At 63.6% G+C, this 14,999-nt stretch carries 17 protein-coding genes; 10 read left to right on the top strand and 7 right to left on the bottom strand.

What is annotated here, in order from left to right:
• Window positions 1–622 precede the first annotated feature (622 nt).
• Window positions 623–1,672, bottom strand: a complete 1,050-nt coding sequence (locus tag HMPREF3120_RS10945; protein WP_141739438.1) for a pseudouridine synthase — start codon at window positions 1,670–1,672, stop codon at window positions 623–625.
• On the opposite strand from HMPREF3120_RS10945, the gene HMPREF3120_RS12230 reads away from it, so the two are divergent.
• From HMPREF3120_RS12230 to HMPREF3120_RS12225, 6 genes are all read left to right on the top strand, one after another.
• Window positions 1,608–1,754, top strand: coding sequence for a hypothetical protein (locus HMPREF3120_RS12230; protein ID WP_167594476.1), 147 nt, complete (start codon window positions 1,608–1,610; stop codon window positions 1,752–1,754). The two genes, HMPREF3120_RS10945 and HMPREF3120_RS12230, sit on opposite strands and share 65 nt — an antisense overlap.
• A gap of 62 nt (window positions 1,755–1,816) precedes the next feature.
• Window positions 1,817–2,722, top strand: coding sequence for a universal stress protein (locus tag HMPREF3120_RS10940; RefSeq protein ID WP_070422661.1), 906 nt, complete (start codon window positions 1,817–1,819; stop codon window positions 2,720–2,722).
• Window positions 2,723–2,806: 84 nt separating this feature from the next.
• The gene (locus tag HMPREF3120_RS10935; RefSeq protein ID WP_070422660.1) at window positions 2,807–3,076 is read left to right on the top strand and encodes a GlsB/YeaQ/YmgE family stress response membrane protein; all 270 of its coding nucleotides are present in this window, start codon (window positions 2,807–2,809) and stop codon (window positions 3,074–3,076) included.
• Window positions 3,077–3,191: 115 nt separating this feature from the next.
• The gene (locus tag HMPREF3120_RS10930; RefSeq protein ID WP_070422659.1) at window positions 3,192–3,821 is read left to right on the top strand and encodes a TetR/AcrR family transcriptional regulator; all 630 of its coding nucleotides are present in this window, start codon (window positions 3,192–3,194) and stop codon (window positions 3,819–3,821) included.
• A gap of 2 nt (window positions 3,822–3,823) precedes the next feature.
• Window positions 3,824–4,603, top strand: a complete 780-nt coding sequence (locus HMPREF3120_RS10925) for a class E sortase (RefSeq protein WP_070453385.1) — start codon at window positions 3,824–3,826, stop codon at window positions 4,601–4,603.
• Window positions 4,604–4,606: 3 nt separating this feature from the next.
• Window positions 4,607–4,759, top strand: coding sequence for a hypothetical protein (locus tag HMPREF3120_RS12225; protein WP_168156436.1), 153 nt, complete (start codon window positions 4,607–4,609; stop codon window positions 4,757–4,759).
• A 3-nt stretch (window positions 4,760–4,762) separates the two neighbouring features.
• Here HMPREF3120_RS12225 and HMPREF3120_RS11865 read toward each other — a convergent pair whose 3' ends face one another.
• Entirely contained in the window at window positions 4,763–5,710 is a 948-nt protein-coding gene (locus HMPREF3120_RS11865; protein WP_083284899.1) for a TIGR00730 family Rossman fold protein, read from the bottom strand.
• Entirely contained in the window at window positions 5,710–6,261 is a 552-nt protein-coding gene (locus HMPREF3120_RS10915) for a DUF2020 domain-containing protein (RefSeq protein ID WP_070453382.1), read from the bottom strand. Before HMPREF3120_RS10915 ends, HMPREF3120_RS11865 begins: the two co-directional genes overlap by 1 nt.
• Here HMPREF3120_RS10915 and HMPREF3120_RS10910 point away from each other — a divergent pair.
• Together HMPREF3120_RS10910 and HMPREF3120_RS10905 are read left to right on the top strand one after the other, a co-directional pair.
• A complete protein-coding gene (locus HMPREF3120_RS10910; protein ID WP_070453379.1) occupies window positions 6,260–7,480 on the top strand; it encodes a sensor histidine kinase in 1,221 nt (406 codons plus the stop codon). The genes HMPREF3120_RS10915 and HMPREF3120_RS10910 overlap by 2 nt on opposite strands.
• 15 nt (window positions 7,481–7,495) lie before the next feature.
• A complete protein-coding gene (locus HMPREF3120_RS10905; RefSeq protein ID WP_070422656.1) occupies window positions 7,496–8,134 on the top strand; it encodes a LuxR C-terminal-related transcriptional regulator in 639 nt (212 codons plus the stop codon).
• Here HMPREF3120_RS10905 and HMPREF3120_RS10900 read toward each other — a convergent pair whose 3' ends face one another.
• Window positions 8,135–8,770, bottom strand: coding sequence for a DUF6474 family protein (locus tag HMPREF3120_RS10900; RefSeq protein WP_070453376.1), 636 nt, complete (start codon window positions 8,768–8,770; stop codon window positions 8,135–8,137).
• A gap of 91 nt (window positions 8,771–8,861) precedes the next feature.
• Here HMPREF3120_RS10900 and HMPREF3120_RS10895 point away from each other — a divergent pair, with 91 nt between their 5' ends.
• Window positions 8,862–10,376, top strand: coding sequence for a TM0106 family RecB-like putative nuclease (locus HMPREF3120_RS10895; protein ID WP_246815482.1), 1,515 nt, complete (start codon window positions 8,862–8,864; stop codon window positions 10,374–10,376).
• Window positions 10,377–10,382: 6 nt separating this feature from the next.
• On the opposite strand, the gene HMPREF3120_RS10890 is transcribed toward HMPREF3120_RS10895, so the two are convergent.
• Window positions 10,383–11,516 (bottom strand): MFS transporter, encoded by a 1,134-nt coding sequence (locus HMPREF3120_RS10890; protein ID WP_083284897.1) that lies wholly within the window; start codon window positions 11,514–11,516, stop codon window positions 10,383–10,385.
• Between the two features lie 238 nt (window positions 11,517–11,754).
• The gene (locus HMPREF3120_RS10885; RefSeq protein ID WP_070453370.1) at window positions 11,755–12,357 is read right to left on the bottom strand and encodes a superoxide dismutase; all 603 of its coding nucleotides are present in this window, start codon (window positions 12,355–12,357) and stop codon (window positions 11,755–11,757) included.
• An 89-nt stretch (window positions 12,358–12,446) separates the two neighbouring features.
• Here HMPREF3120_RS10885 and msrA point away from each other — a divergent pair, with 89 nt between their 5' ends.
• On the top strand, window positions 12,447–13,088 hold the full coding sequence (gene msrA / locus HMPREF3120_RS10880; protein ID WP_070453367.1) for a peptide-methionine (S)-S-oxide reductase MsrA: 642 nt from the start codon (window positions 12,447–12,449) through the stop codon (window positions 13,086–13,088).
• Here the strand turns inward: msrA and HMPREF3120_RS10875 are convergent.
• Window positions 13,085–14,998, bottom strand: a complete 1,914-nt coding sequence (locus HMPREF3120_RS10875) for an alpha/beta-hydrolase family protein (RefSeq protein WP_246815481.1) — start codon at window positions 14,996–14,998, stop codon at window positions 13,085–13,087. The genes msrA and HMPREF3120_RS10875 overlap by 4 nt on opposite strands.
• Window position 14,999: the final 1 nt, after the last annotated feature.

Here is a 14,999-nt window from a genome sequence, read left to right as displayed (position 1 = left end):
AACAACTTCACACACAAACACCCGTAGACGAAACCACCCAGTTTCATCTACGGGTGTTTTTTCACATTCCCATCCCTCTACATTTCGTTGGTGACCACCAACTAGTCCGCAATGCGGAGTCGGAATGTCTGCAATGCGGAATCAACGACAAAACCGGCGTCACTATGTCACTGCATAGTCAACGGCTGGGTTCCCAACCGCCCGTGACCTGGCTGAGGCAACAGAATCGTTGGTGTCCACCAACTTGTCCGCAACGCGAAGTGAGAATCGGAACGAGGCTCACTATGCCACTGCATAGTTGGTGTCCACCCACTTGTCCGCAATGCAGAGTAAGGAGGGGATCGGGCATGACTATGCCGCTGCATAGTTAATGGGTACACCCCCACTAGTCCGCAATGCGGAGCCAAGCGGTTTCCACCCGCCCGTAGATACTTCATGTCTGGCGCGAACAGCTATCGATGCAAAATGATGCCTCATCGGCTGCAGGGTTTTACACTCCGCCCAGGTCAGCGAAAGGTATGATGTGCAGTTTTGCATTCGGGGTTCCGGTAAGTCGGAAATGGTTGCGACAGATTGTGACAGCCGGACTGGCCAACGAAGGAGCTGTCAGGCCTTCCCGCCTCTAATTCAGTGCGAAGGAGCGATCTTCGCCGGTCAATGGATCTACGAACCCTAAGCCGATGCAACGTAACCGCATGGGACGGGAGAAGTCTTCGGCGTCGGCGGGGAGTAGGACTGGGTAGATGGTGCCGCCAAGGATGGGGGCGGCTTCGGTCATCATTTGCAGCCGCAGTTGGTGGGTGCGGCCGGTTGTTGGGTGGAGGACGTAGCGTGCCAGAGGAACGGTGACGCCATAGAGTGACTGCAACCCCTGCTCCTGCTCGGCAGGCAGCCGAGTAACGGAAGCTACCTCGGTGTGGGAGTTCGGCTCCTCACCCACGAGTACAGAACCAGCGGCTTCGCCAGCAACCTTGACCAGGTGGTGGGACCAGTCTGCAGGTACGGACAGTGCAACATACGGTGCGATCGCCTCGTACATCTTGTCCACCTCCCGGCGGGCAAAAAGTTCCTGGTAGGCGCCACGGACTTCGCGGCGTTTGGTCAACAGCAACAAACCAGAGGTGCCGCGGTCCAATCTGTGAGCGGGGGTGAGTTCTTCGTTCCCGGTGGCGCGACGGAGACGCACGGTGGCGGTTTCGGTGATGTGGGAGGCACGCGGCATCGTCGCCAGGAATGGTGGCTTGTCCACGACGAGGATGTTGTCGTCTTCGAAGACTGGAACGATGTCGTAGGGGACGGGTCTTTCGGGGGCGGGACGTCGGTAGAAGAAGACGTCGGTGCCGGGTTCGAGCCAGTCCTCGGGAGTGATTGGGGTGGTGTCGCGGTGAACGACGAGGGAGTCGTCGAAACGCTGTTGTACTGCGGAAAAGTTGTCTTCGGGGTGGCGGTGGCGCTGAGTGGAGACGAGGTGCCAGATGAAGTCGATGGCGCGGATGCCGTCGCCTTCGGGGACGCGGGCGCGGGATGCGCCGAGGCCGCCGCGGGGTGGCAGCGGCATTGCTGGTGGACCCTTCTTTCTCGCCATAGTGTGTAGTAGATTAGCCCGCATGGATCTTGGAGCATTGGTTGAGCCATTGATGGGCTTCTTTTCGCAGGGCATTGGTAAGGCGATCGCGGACGCGTTGACCCTGATTTACAACTTGCTGTATCCGGCGAATGCGCCGGCAGCAACCCCGGTGGAGATTCCCCGCTAACTAGCGCTTGCGCGACTAGAATGTGGGTATAACCAGCTGTCTAGCTCAGAAAGGCTGAGATAATGACCCAGGAAGAGACCCGCGAAGACATCGTTGTTGTTGCTGTCGATGGCAGCCCCGCTTCAGATAATGCGGTGCGTTGGGCGGCGAATACGGCGATGAAGCGTGGTATTCCGCTGCGTTTGGCTGCGAGCTACACCATGCCGCAGTTCCTGTACGCGGAGGGCATGGTTCCGCCGGCGGAGATTTTCGACGAACTCCAGCGCGAGACGATGCAGTCCGTGGATCGTGCCCGCGATATCGCACTTGAAGTGGCGCCGGACCTGCACATTGGCCACGCGGTGGCTGAGGGTTCTCCGATTGACATGCTGCTGCGTATGTCGAATGAGTCCACGATGATCGTGATGGGCTCCCGTGGTCTGGGCGGCCTGTCTGGCATGGTGCTGGGCTCCGTTTCTGGTGCTGTGGTGTCGCACGCGAACTGCCCGGTTGTGGTGGTGCGCGAGGATAGCGCGGTGACCGAGGAGAACAAGTACGGTCCGGTTGTGGTCGGTGTGGATGGCTCTGAGGTTTCGCAGCGCGCAACAGAAGTTGCCTTCGAGGAGGCGGCGGCGCGTGGTGCGGAGCTGGTTGCGGTGCACACTTGGGTGGATACGCACATCCAGGGCCCTGGTGCTGGGTACGCGGTGGCTGAGGATCACTGGGAAGCTGTGAAGCAGGATAAGCAGCAGCTTCTCGACGAGTTGTTGGCCGAACTGATCGAGAAGTACCCGGATGTCCAGGTGAAGAAGGTTATTGCACGTGACCGTCCGGTGCGCGCACTGACCAACGCGGCAGAGAACGCCCAGTTGCTGGTGACCGGTTCGCACGGTCGCGGCGGCTTCAAGGGCATGCTGCTTGGGTCCACTTCGCGTGCGCTGCTGCAGTCGGCGCCGTGCCCGATGATGGTGGTCCGTCCGGAGGAGTAATAGATTCGTTACCCAAAAGTCCGAAAAACGAGGGACAATGGTAGGGGTAACTGACAAAATCTATTTATAAGGACGGATTTCAACATGACTCCAACACTTGGTTTTATCGGCTGGATTATTATCGGCGGCCTTGCTGGCTGGATCGCATCCAAGATGCAGAACCGTGACGCACAGATGGGCATCGGCCTGAACATTCTGGTCGGTGTTATCGGTGGTTTCATCGGCGGCTGGCTGCTTGGCCTGCTCGGCTTTGATGTGGAAGGCGGGGGACGCTTCTTTAGTTTCCTGACCTGCCTGATCGGTGCGGTGATTCTGCTGTGGATTGTGAATAAGGTGACAGGTAGTCGTCGATAAGCAATCTGCTTTGAGCCCCCGGAGTGAGCTGCTCCGGGGGCTTTTCGCTGGAATAGACGAACCGTTTTGTCTATATTGAGATGGTCCTGTTTTAGGCGCGCGAAAGGAGTTCCTATTGGCCGCCGCCACGAGTAAGAAGAAGGCGCCTGCGCGCCGCCGCGATCGTCCGAGTCCTCGGCAGCGTCTGCTGGATGCCGCGACGAAGCTGTTTACAGAAGAAGGCATCCGCGTCATCGGCATTGACCGCATTTTGCGTGAGGCGGATGTGGCGAAGGCGTCGTTGTACTCGCTGCTGGGGTCGAAGGACAACTTGGTTGTTGCGTACCTGGAGGAGCTCGACGAGCAGTACCGTTCACGTTGGGGTGAGCGTGCGGCGAAGGCGCCGGATGCGGATTCGAAGATCCTCGCCTTGTTCGATATGGCGATCGAGGAGGAGCCCCAGAAGGAGTTCCGTGGCTCGCCGTTCCTCAACGCTGCGGCCGAGTACCCGCGCCCGGAGACGGAATCCGAGGAGCGGATTGTGGAGACCTGCAGGAATCACCGCCTGTGGATGCATTCCACGATCACGGAGTTGCTCAATGAGAAGAATGGCTACGATTCGTCCTCGTTGACGGATGAGCTGCTGATCTTCCTGGAAGGCGGTCTGGCGGGGGCGCGCATTTTGCGTGATAGCGCACCCCTGCACACTGCTAAGGCTCTGGCCAAGTCCAAGTTGGGCGCGCCGCCACCGGATTACTCCATTTAGTTATGGCTGGGAAGAATCGTGTCAGTGTCTCGCAGGTGATTGGCGAGGTCCTGCTGACGGTTGGCGTGCTGCTTTTGCTGTTCGCGTTTTATGAGTCCTATTGGACCAATTTGGCGTCGGCGAAGATGCAGGACGATGTGCAGACGAGGCTTGAGGAGCAGTGGGTGAACCCTCGTCAGGCAAAGCAGGCTGAGTTGGGGGACGCGCTTGCGAAGATGTATATCCCGGCGTTTGGGCAGGACTACCAGTTCGCCATCGTCGAGGGCGTGCAGGAGGCGCAGTTGCTCACGGGTCCGGGGCACTACCCGGATACGCAGTTCCCGGGCCAAGATGGCAACTTCGCGGTTGCCGGTCACCGTGTGGGCAAGGGTGCGCCGTTTAACGACCTTGGCGCGCTGAAGGCCTGTGACGCGATCGTTGTGGAGACGCAGAAGGAGTGGGTGACGTATCGGGTGATGCCGTTGTCGCCGGATCCGGCGGCTCGTCACGCGGAGGGCGCCGGATGCTTGCCGGAGCAGATGAATGAGCGCATCGCGTCGGGCGATTACCAGCACGTGCTTGGCCGGGAGATCACGCTGCCGGGCAACATTGAGGTGGTCAACCCGATGCCGGGGTCGAAGTCTACGAAGGTGGAGCCCGGCATGGAGGGCTTGATTACATTGACCACGTGTCACCCACAGTTCTCTAACGCCGAGCGCATGATCATTCACGCGGTGCGCACGGAAGTGACGCCGAAGGACCAGGCGGGCGCGCTCCCGCCGGCGATGACGGAGGTGGATTAGCCCATGTATGCAGCGTTGTGGCGTAAACTGCCCGGCCCGCCGGTGGTGAAGTGGCTGCTCACCGCCGTCATTATGGTGTTGCTGTTCCTCCTGCTCATGGAGGTTATTTACCCATGGGTGTCGGCGCAGATGCCGTATAACGACGTCGCGGTGTAGCCCTTAGAGCCAGCGCGGTACCGGTGGGTGCCAGGCGCGCAGTGCTGCGATGAGTTCGTCGGGGTCGTCGGCGACGATGAGGTGTGCCCGGTCGGTGGCGCGCACAAAGCCGTGGGCGACCATGTGGTCCACCATGGCGATGAAGGGGGACCAGAAGTCGCGGCCGAGCAGCCCGATGGGTTTGCGGTGGAGGCCGAGTTGTTGGTTGGTCCATTCGTCGAAAAGTTCGTCGAGGGTGCCGGCGCCGCCGGGCAGAGCCACGATGGCGTCGGAAAGTTCGCTCATGCGTGCTTTGCGCTCGGCGAGGGTGTCCACCATTTCGAGGCGCTCGAGCCCGTCGTACTGGATCTCGTATTGCGCCAGGTGGTGTGTGAGGACGCCAATGCTTTTCGACGACCCCCTCGCCACCTCACCCATCAACCCGAGCTTGGATCCGCCGTAGACCAGAGTGATGTCGTGGCGGGCCAGTGCCTCGCCGAAACTGCGGGCGAGCGTGGCGTTGTTCGGGTCGGTGCCCTCGCGGGCGCCAGCGAACACGGCGATGGCGTTGATGTTCGCGGGGGTTAGCGCGGGAAAGATTTGGGTGCGCAGCAGGGGCGCGATTTCAAAGTCGGCGTGGTCGGTGGGGTCGATCCAGGTGGCTTCGGCGATCTCGGCGGCGGGGGCCGGATCGGCGGGCAGGCCGGGGTGGAGGAACACAGTGGAGGTCACGCTGTGGCCGGGCTCGTTGGAGGCCTCGGCGGTAAACGTGCCCAGGTAGCTTAAGCGTTCGGGGTCGACGTCGATGCCGATTTCTTCGCGGGTTTCGCGCATTGCGGTTTGCAGGCGGGTCTCGCCGCCTTCCGGCTTGCCTCCGGGGAGTTGGAAGCGCGGGCTGGAGTGTTTGCGTACGCACAGGACGCGCCCGGCGTTGTCGGTGAATACGATGGCGGCGACGTTGATGGTGTTCATTACAGCCCTAGGTTAGTGATTGCTTCGGTGGCGACCGCTTCGGCTTTGACCGACTCGTCTTGGTTGGTAAACACCGTCACGGCCACGTTGCCTTTGGCCACGGAGTATGCGGCGCCGATGCGGTTGGGGACGTCTCCGCCGCCATGGCGGCCACCGTCCCAGCCTGCGGGGTGGTCGGCGGGTTGGGTGAGGTCCACTGGGGTGGCCCAGTCCACCACCGCCATGGCCTGTTCGGGGGAGTCCATGTGGCGCACGATCACGGTCAGTTGGGGTTCTTCGGGGTAGGACCAGAACTGGCAGGCTGGGGTGTCGAAGCGGGTGTCGGTGCCCACCCCGGTGACGCGCTGGCCGTTGGTGCGCGCTACCCACTCGGTGTCCAGGTAGGGGCATTCCTGCCACCCGTCGCGCGAGGTGTCCGGCAGCGCTTCGACCGGCAGGCCGGAATCGGGGGCGGGTGCGGGTTCGGGGGTGGGGGTGTCGTCGTTAAGCGATTGCTCCCCGCAACCGGCGAGGGCGAGCACGAGCAGCACGATGGGTAATCTCGAACGCATGAGCTCCAGATTAGTGCTGCTGGAGCAGCACCCCGGAAAACGTACCGAAAACAGCGCGCTTGATTCCGGCATCACCATTTTGGCTGTGTGCCTGATGGTGGTGTCGCTGGGCGCGCTGGCGCGGATGCCTCTGAACGAGGCGCTGCTGCACATTTTGCTCACCGCCGGGTTCGCGTTTCTGCTGTTCTACGGCATGGTGGAGATGTACCGATGGGGCAAATGGGGTCGCATCGTGTGGGCGTTTAGCGCGACTGCGCTGTGGGTGGCGGATACGACGGTGTCGCCGGTGGCGGTGTACTGGGTGTTCGTGCTGTTCTTCGTCTATCTGCGGGCGATGCGCGGCTGGCTCGGCTACGTCTGGGTGGCGGTGGGGCTGGCGATTAGCATCGCGGTGCAGATCCCGGCGGGGCTCACGCTCGGCGGGGTGATGGGGCCGGCGCTGTCGGCGGTGGTGGTGATGGCGATTGATTGGGCGTTTTTCACCATCAATAAGGTCAGCCAAGAACGCCAGCAACTTATCGACGAACTCCTGACCACCCGGGGCCGTCTCGCCGAAACTGAGCGCGCCGCCGGTGTGGCACAGGAACGCGAGCGCCTCGCCCACGAGATTCACGACACGGTGGCGCAGAACCTGTCCTCGATCCAGATGCTGCTGCACTCCGCCGAGCGCGACATCCAGGGGCTCGGCGTGGATGCGACGCAGCCGCTGCGCAAGATGGAAACGGCGCGCCGGGCGGCGTCGAACAACCTGGCAGAAACGCGCGCGATGATTGCGGCGTTGGCGCCGGCGCCGTTGACGGAGTCGTCGTTACGTGAAGCGCTCGAGCGGGTCGCGGGTGACTTTGCCGCGGCAGGCGAGTTGGACATTGAGGTGGAGACAGACGGCGAGGCTATCCAGCTGCCCATGCGCGTGGAGGCCGGCCTGCTGCGCATCGCCCAAGGCGCGGTATCCAACGTGGTCAACCACGCCGAAGCGAGCCGCGCGCGCATCACGCTGACGTATGCGCCGGACGAGGTGCGCCTGGACGTGGTGGACAACGGACGTGGCTTTGACGTGGACGGTCAGGAACTCAAACCCAGCGGGTTGGGGCATTTGGGACTGGACGCGATGCGTTCACGTGCAGCTGAACTGGGTGGGAAGTTGGACATTGAGTCCGCGCCGGGCGGGCCTACGGCCCTTTCTGTCGCCGTGCCGGTTAATATCAACCAAAAGACGTAAACGAGGAGGTCCCCGGTGATTAGAGTCCTGCTGGCAGACGACCACGAGATCGTTCGCCTTGGCCTGCGTGCCGTGCTCGAAGAAGCGGACGACATCGAGGTCGTGGCAGAAGTTGCCACCGCGGAAGGCGCGATCGCCGCAGCGCAAGCCGGCGGCATCGACGTGGTGTTGATGGACCTGCGCTTCGGCGCCGGTGCGGAAGGCCAGCGTGTGACCACGGGTGCGCAGGCGACGGCGGAGATCCGTTCCCGGATGTCCAACCCGCCGAAGGTGCTGGTGGTGACCAACTACGACACGGATGCGGACATCCTCGGTGCGATTGAGGCCGGTGCGGTGGGCTACCTGCTGAAGGACGCCCCGCCAGAAGAGCTGGTCGCGGCGGTGCGCTCGACTGCCCGCGGTGATGCCACGATGTCGCCGGTGGTGCGCGACCGTTTGGAAACGCGCGAGCGTACGCCACGTTCCTCGCTCACCCCGCGCGAGCTGGAGGTGCTGCAGCTGGTGGCTGCTGGTTCGTCGAACCGCGAGATCGGCCACGAACTCATGCTGTCTGAGGCCACCGTGAAGTCCCACCTTGTCCACATTTACGACAAGTTGGGTGTGCGCTCGCGCACCTCTGCCGTGGCGTCGGCGCGCGAGCAGGGAGTGCTCTAACTAGCGGGAGAGGCGCTCCTGGACATCGCCGGCGAGGACGTTGAGGTCCTCGTCGATGGAGTTGTGGGCGAGACGGCGCTGCTCCGGGTTGGCGTGTTCGGCGTTGCGGACGGCCTGCTCGAGCTCGTCGAGACGCACGCTCGCGTCACGCTTGAAGCTCTCGGTCAACTCGCCGGAGCCGGACACGCTTGCGCGGATCGCCTCGATGCGGGCCTTGAGCTCGGCGCCGCGGCCGGAGTGGCGCGCCAGATCACCTGCGGACAGGCCGAGGCCTGCTGCGTTGGCGTTCACCTGGTTCTGCTGCAGGGAGGTCAGCGCCTTGTAGATCAGCGGCAGCGCGACGGGGACAATGACGCGGGCGGCGCCGGTCCACTGCTTGGCCTTCTTCTTGGTAATGCCGGCTTCTTCGATGCGCTTCAGGTGCGCCTTGGCCAGGTCCTTTTCGTGCTTACGCTTGCGCTTGAGGCCCTTCTTCTCTTCCTTCAGCAGACGCTTTTCTGCCTTGTCCAGCAGTTCGGCGGTGCGCTTGTCGGCCTTCGCCTGATCCTTGGCCAGTTGGCGTGCGTGCACCTCAGCGGCCTTAATTTCGGCCTTGACGTTGCGGCGTGCTTTGCGGATGATGCCCAGGACACCCATGGTCGGTACTCCTTGCGTTTTCGTTTGCGTTAACTCCAAACAACTGTACCTGCCGGTCCGACAACACCGCCCGGGTATCGTGGCAGGCATTGTGAAACCTCCCACCGTGGGCGGAACTGCCCAACCAGCGCAGCCGGTGCGCGCGTCCGATCTTGTCGGGTGCCGCTACCGGCTGCGTCAGCGACGCGCGCACCCGGATACGCCTGAGCTGCCGGATGCGCTGCTGCGCCAACCGCAGATTGATGCGGGTCGTGCTGCTGTGTTCGATGCGTTGCCGGTGAAGCGGGCGGTTGGGGATGGCCGTGGAAAGGCGTTTACGCGCATTGATATCGATCCGGGTGCGGGGGTGGATGCGCGGGTCGTCGATACGCGGTTGGCGCTGAAGCGGCGCGCACACCTGATCACTAACGCGGCGCTCGAAGGCGAGATCGATGGGGCGCCTGCACTCGCGGAGGTTGACATCCTCGTGCGCACCGACCGCGGGTACGCGCCGGTGATCATCTCGAACCACCGGGTAGCGCGGGAGCATCCGACGAACGAGATGTTGATGGTGCCCACCGCCAGGCTCGGGTTGGGGCGCGCGATGACGGTGAAGGCGAAGGGCCGCCACCACACGGTGGACGGGTACCGCCTGGCCATGGCGCATGTCCTGCTGGGCACGCTTGCGGATGGTCGCGGCGGAGCGGTTGGGCAGGATCGGGCGCGCGTGTACGTCGTCGACCCCGCCCGCTACGTCCCGCAGTTGCGTGAGGCGCTCGCCGTGGAGATCCCAGACGAGCCGAAGCGGATGAAGCAGTGCGCATCCTGCCGATTCTGGCCGCTGTGCAAGCCGCGCCTGGAGGAACTCGATGACATTTCGCTGCTCCTGCCGGGCGGCCGCGGGGACGTGTGGCGCGAGGAAGGGATCACCACGGTGCAGTCGCTTATCGACGACGGCCCCGCCGAACCCGCAGCCATCGCCCGCGCCTGGCGCGCCGGTATCCCGGTGCTGCGGCGTGAGAAGTTAGCGCCGGTGCCGCGCGCCGACGTGGAGATCGACATCGACATGGAGGCCTACCTCGACCAGGGCGCCTACTTGTGGGGCGCGTACGACGGCGAGGAGTACCGCGCGTTTGTCACCTGGGAAGACGTTGGTGGTGCGGCCGAGGAGGCGAACTTCAACGCGTTCTGGTCGTGGCTGATGCAGCGGCGTCGCGACGCGCGCGAGGCCGGCCAGACCTTCCGCGCTTACTGTTATGCGGCGGGTGGGGAGAACCACTGGCTGCGGTCGTCGGCACGCAGGTTTGCCTCGGTGGATGAGGCGGAGGTTGCGGAGTTCATCGCGTCTGAGGATTGGGTCGACGTGTTCGCCCTGGTGCGACGTTCGCTCGTCGGCACGGATGGGCTCGGCCTGAAAGTACTCGGGCCTGTGGTCGGCTTCGCGTGGGAAGACGACGACGTGGATGGGGAACGCTCCGTGGCACTGCGCCGCGCGGGCAGGCTTGGCGATATCGACGCGCGCGACATGCTCATCCGCTACAACGAAGACGACTGCCTGGCCACCCGTGCCGTGCGCGACTTCCTCGACGCCGGCGCGCCGGGCGTGCCACGATTGGGCGAGGTTTAGCGGGGTTTAGCGGGGCTCCGCCTTCCACAGCGCCGCACCCGTGGCCACGAGGGCAGCAAGTAGCCCAGCGAGCACCCCGACGAAGCCTGCCCACGGCAACGCCTCGTACGCGCGCCCGGTGGCGGCGCCCAGGATCGACGAGCCCATGTAGTAGCAGAACACGTACATGCTGGAGGCCTCCGCACGGTCGCGCTCAGCGATGAGCCCAACCCAACCGGACGCCGTGGAGTGCAGCGCGAAGAAGCTGGCGGTGAACACCAACAGGCCAAGCAGCGTGACCCACAGCGATCCGCTGGCTGCGGCAAGCGCACCGAGGAGCATGAGTATCGACGATGCCAGCACCACCACCCCGTGCCCGTGGCGCTTCAGCAGCACTCCGGCACGCGCGCTCGACCAGGTGCCGGAGAGGTACACCACGTACACCAGGCCGGACAGGGCGGCGGGCAGACCGAAGTCCAGCACCGCGCGGAAGCCGAAGAAGTTGTACATGGAGACGAACACGCCCATGGCCACGAAGGCGGTGGCGTAGAGCACCAGCAGGCGGGGGTTGCGAAGGTGGCGGGCCATGGCGCGCAGTTCCGCGCTTGGGCGGATGGAGAGCTTCGGTACGAAATTGCGCTGCTCCGGAAGCAGCCACACCGCCACCACTGCCAGGAGGAAGGCAACCAACCCGCTGCCGAGCAGCGCCCACCGCCAGGAGGTGACCTCCAAAAGGCCTGCCGGGATGAGACGTCCGGTGAGCCCGCCGATGCTGTTGCCGGCGATGTAGAGCCCCATCGCGCCGGGTAAGTCCCGGTGGTCGAGTTCTTCGGACAACCACGTCATGGCCACCGCCGGGGTGCCGGCGATCATCGCGCCCTGGAGGGCGCGCATGGCGATGAGTTGCTCGGCGTTTTGGGCGATGGGCAGGAGCAATCCGATGCCGGTGGCGGCCAGTGCGGAGATGACCAGGACGCGTCCGCGCCCGTACTTTTCCGACAGGATCGACGCTGGCACTACGCACAGCGCAAGGGCGCCGGTGGCGGCGGAGACCGTCAGTGCGGCGGTGGAGGGGGTGATGTCCAACTCGGTGGTGAGCGTGGGCAGCAGGGCCTGGGTTGCGTAGAGGGTGTTGAAGATGGCGAGGCCGAACGCCAGCATTGCCAGCGTGGCTTTGCGGTATTCAGGACTGCCTTTTCTCACCCTGCCTATGTTACGAAACTTCTCGCGGGGGAATTACGCAACAAAAACTTTGCGAAAATACTTGCAGTTAAGGCGACCCTAACTTAGACTGCTTCTTGAGTTCATGCGGACTCGACGTATCACAGGGAAAACAACAAGCGCCCGCCACCTCCGAAAGGAAGTGGCGGGCGCTTGTATTAGCTAGGTCGCTGCAGGTTTATGCAGAAGCCTTTGCGTAGCGCTCGTTGACGTCGTCCCAGTTGACAACGTTCCACCAAGCCTCGACGTAGTCAGCCTTGACGTTCTTGTACTGCAGGTAGAAAGCGTGCTCCCACATATCGAGCATCAGGACCGGGGTGAAGTCCACGGAGATGTTGCCCTGCTGGTCGGTCATCTGCTGGATGATCAGACGGCCAGCGATGTGGTCGTAACCAAGCACTGCCCAGCCGGAGCCCTGCAGGCCGTTAGCCACGGCAGCGAACTGCTTCTTAAAGCCCTCGAAGGAGCCGAAGTCGCGGTCGATAGCCTCGGCGATTGCGCCGGTCGGGTTGCCACCAGCGTTCGGGGCCATGTTCTTCCAGAAGATGGAGTGGTTCGTGTGGCCACCGAGGTTGAACGCAAGGTTCTTGGTCAGTGCGCGAATCTTGTCGCCGTTTGCGTCGCCGTTGCGCTCTGCCTCAAGAGCCTCGAGTGCAGTGTTTGCGCCGTTGACGTAGTTAGCGTGGTGCTTGTCATGGTGCAGCTGCATAATCTCTGCGGAGATGTGCGGCTCAAGTGCGTCGTATGCGTACGGGAGATCAGGAAGCTCGTAAACAGCCATGATGGTTTCCTTTCGTTTGATTTCGTGTACGGCAACCATCGTAGAGAAAATTTGGGAACAGTGTTGTGCCCAAACTCGTTACAGCAGATATGGGATTTCTTTTCGCACCTGAGCCAAAGCTTGTCGACGACACCACGGCCCTCCCCGGCCGCCCCGAACCCGTCCTTGCCAACCCCCGCCCGCACGCCGTGCTGACCACCCCGATTACCGGCCCGTGGCGTGAGGGGCAGAAGCGCATCCTCATCGGGATTGGCTGCTTCTGGGGTGCGGAGAAGATGTTCTGGCAGCTCGACGGTGTTGAATCGACCTCGGTCGGCTACGGCGGCGGCATTACCCCGAACCCCACCTACCGCGAGGTCTGCTCCGGCCAGACCAACCACGTGGAGTTGGTGGAGGTGGTCTACGACCCGGAGGTGATCTCGCTGAAGGAGATCGTTAAGACTGCACTCGAGGCGCACGACCCCACCCAGGGTTACCGTCAGGGCAACGACGTGGGCACCCAGTACCGCTCCGCCTTCTACACCGACACCGAGGAAGAGGCCGAGCAGATCCGTGAGTGGATCCGCCAGTACGAGGCGGACCTGAACAGCGCTGGCTACGGCGACATCACCACCGAAGTGCGCGCCGGCGCGCCGTATTACCTCGCTGAGGAGGAGCACCAGCAGTACCTGCACAAGGTGCCCAACGGCTACTGCCCGCACCACTCCACCGGGGTGGCCTGCGGTATCTAGTAGCCGTGCTTGGAGGGAAACCCTCCGACGGGGCGGCGCAGTTTGGTGGCGTCGTTGTGGATCCAGGCGGCCACGCGCTCGATCTCGTCCTTGGAAAGCGCCACCCCTGCATCCTCGCCGTGGATGACGCCGTTCCAATACGCCACGGTTTCCTCGTGGTAGTTGTGCCCGTGGGGTGACGGGTAGTCCTTGGAGGACAACTGGTCGATGGCAATCTGCCAGTAGGTGACCAACGGCATCCACCGCATCGTGTGCAGCGCATCCAAGTGCTGCGCCTTCGGTGCCGGAACCCCGCGCGAGCCCGGCTCCTTCAGCCAGTCCGGCCGGCGCCACGCCAGGCTGTGGTCCCACCACACCACCGGGTCAGAGGCGTGCTGGGCGAACACGACGCGCGGGGCCTCCCACTTCTGCGCGTAGGCGTCGCCTTGGAAGTCGTGGTTGAGGTGGTCGGGGTGGGCGGTGAAGCGGACGTGGAGGCCGTCGTCGATAAGCGGAAGGCGCTCCGGAGAACCTTTTTGGCGCTGCTTAGTTAGCTCGCTGTGGTTGCGGGCGAAGCCGGGCGTGCCGGTGAACACGGCGCCAGAGGTGAGCTCGAAGAGTTCGTCGATGGACTCGAACGCGTCGGAAACCCCGTAGGCGCCGAGCGATTCGCCGCCGACGAAGAGTTTCGGGCGGGAGGATTCTGGGATGTTTTCCAGTTCGCGCAGGATGTACTCGATCAACATGCGCGAGGAGCGCACCGGGTTCGTGCGGTCCGCAAGGTACGAATACGCCGAGGGCAGATACGAGTACTGCATAGCGACGATCGCACTATCGCCGCCGGTGACAAACTCGAACCCTGACGTGTGGAAGTCGTTGATCCAGCCCGTGCCGGCTGCCGACATCACCGCAATGTGGGAGCGCTCAAACGCGCCGGTGCGATGCATCTCCTTAATGGCCAGGCGCGCCATCTGCTCAAAGTCCGGCTCGTCCTGCTCACGCTCCAGATCCAGGCCGACGAAGACACGGATCGGCTCCCGTGCCTCCCGATCAAGGACACGCTCAATGTCCTCTTTGCGCGGGCCGCCGGAAACCACCGCGCGGCCCTGGCGGCCCATGAGGTTCCAATCCACCGAAGACTCCGGCGAACCCGAGCGCTGTGGGCGATGCGGCTGCACCGCGCCACGCATGTACTCACGGTCCAGCTCAAAGGCACGCCGGCTCGCATTGGAGAGGAACCGACGCAGCACCACCCGGTCGCTCACTAACACCAGCAGCACACCGCCGCCCACGATGGCGATCGGCCACGACGCCACCGGCGGCAACTTCTTGCCCAGCAGCTCGTTGAGTGCATCGATGAAGGACTGGATGCCGTCGCCGACCAGCAACACCGTGCCGTATCCGAGCGTGCCCAGCATCACGCCACCCGCCAGGTCAGAAGCCCGGAACGTGTCGTCGCTTTGCACCAGGCGCTTCAGCCGTATGCGCCGGCGGATCGAGGTGGCGAACACCGCAACCGTGGTCGCGGTCATCGCAACACGCGCTGGGCGGGGCAAACGTCCAGTCCCGGTTGGTGGGGTCGTCGGCCCGAACGCGCGCGCAAGGCCCGTCGCAACCCCGTGGCCGATGCCCTGGAGTACCGCCACGTTCGCCGCGGTCGCCCACCAGTTGTGTGGCAGCAACGACGGAGACACCGCACCCCACGTGGCCACCTCCGCGCCGACCAGGCCAGAGCGAAACGCCGGCGGCAGACGGTGCGGGCCCAACAGGCGGATCGCAGGGGAGAGATCCCCCAATACCTGCACCGCGCCGATCGGTACCGCCAGCCAACCGTCGCGGCTGAACGAGAACCGTTGGCGCGCACGCCATACCGCGTTGGGCAGTTTTGCGGTGATGTTGCGGATGGCGTTGCGGGTGTCGTCGATAAGCACG

The organism is Corynebacterium sp. HMSC11D10 (genome assembly GCF_001806995.1).
Classification (GTDB): domain Bacteria; phylum Actinomycetota; class Actinomycetes; order Mycobacteriales; family Mycobacteriaceae; genus Corynebacterium; species Corynebacterium coyleae.
The sequence above is the reverse complement of the archived record's forward strand: the minus strand, read 5'-3'. Positions and strand labels throughout refer to the sequence as shown.

Excerpts from the sequence above, each read along its gene's own strand:
- HMPREF3120_RS10925 (WP_070453385.1), top strand. The coding sequence starts at position 3,824 with ATGGCTGGGAAGAATCGTGTCAGTGTCTCGCAGGTGATTGGCGAGGTC.
- HMPREF3120_RS10935 (WP_070422660.1), top strand. The coding sequence starts at position 2,807 with ATGACTCCAACACTTGGTTTTATCGGCTGGATTATTATCGGCGGCCTT.
- HMPREF3120_RS10915 (WP_070453382.1), bottom strand. The coding sequence starts at position 6,261 with ATGCGTTCGAGATTACCCATCGTGCTGCTCGTGCTCGCCCTCGCCGGT.
- HMPREF3120_RS11865 (WP_083284899.1), bottom strand. The coding sequence starts at position 5,710 with ATGAACACCATCAACGTCGCCGCCATCGTATTCACCGACAACGCCGGG.
- HMPREF3120_RS12230 (WP_167594476.1), top strand. The coding sequence starts at position 1,608 with ATGGATCTTGGAGCATTGGTTGAGCCATTGATGGGCTTCTTTTCGCAG.
- HMPREF3120_RS10900 (WP_070453376.1), bottom strand. The coding sequence starts at position 8,770 with ATGGGTGTCCTGGGCATCATCCGCAAAGCACGCCGCAACGTCAAGGCC.
- msrA (WP_070453367.1), top strand. The coding sequence starts at position 12,447 with ATGGGATTTCTTTTCGCACCTGAGCCAAAGCTTGTCGACGACACCACG.
- HMPREF3120_RS10885 (WP_070453370.1), bottom strand. The coding sequence starts at position 12,357 with ATGGCTGTTTACGAGCTTCCTGATCTCCCGTACGCATACGACGCACTT.
- HMPREF3120_RS10910 (WP_070453379.1), top strand. The coding sequence starts at position 6,260 with ATGAGCTCCAGATTAGTGCTGCTGGAGCAGCACCCCGGAAAACGTACC.
- HMPREF3120_RS12225 (WP_168156436.1), top strand. The coding sequence starts at position 4,607 with ATGTATGCAGCGTTGTGGCGTAAACTGCCCGGCCCGCCGGTGGTGAAG.
- HMPREF3120_RS10890 (WP_083284897.1), bottom strand. The coding sequence starts at position 11,516 with ATGCTGGCGTTCGGCCTCGCCATCTTCAACACCCTCTACGCAACCCAG.
- HMPREF3120_RS10940 (WP_070422661.1), top strand. The coding sequence starts at position 1,817 with ATGACCCAGGAAGAGACCCGCGAAGACATCGTTGTTGTTGCTGTCGAT.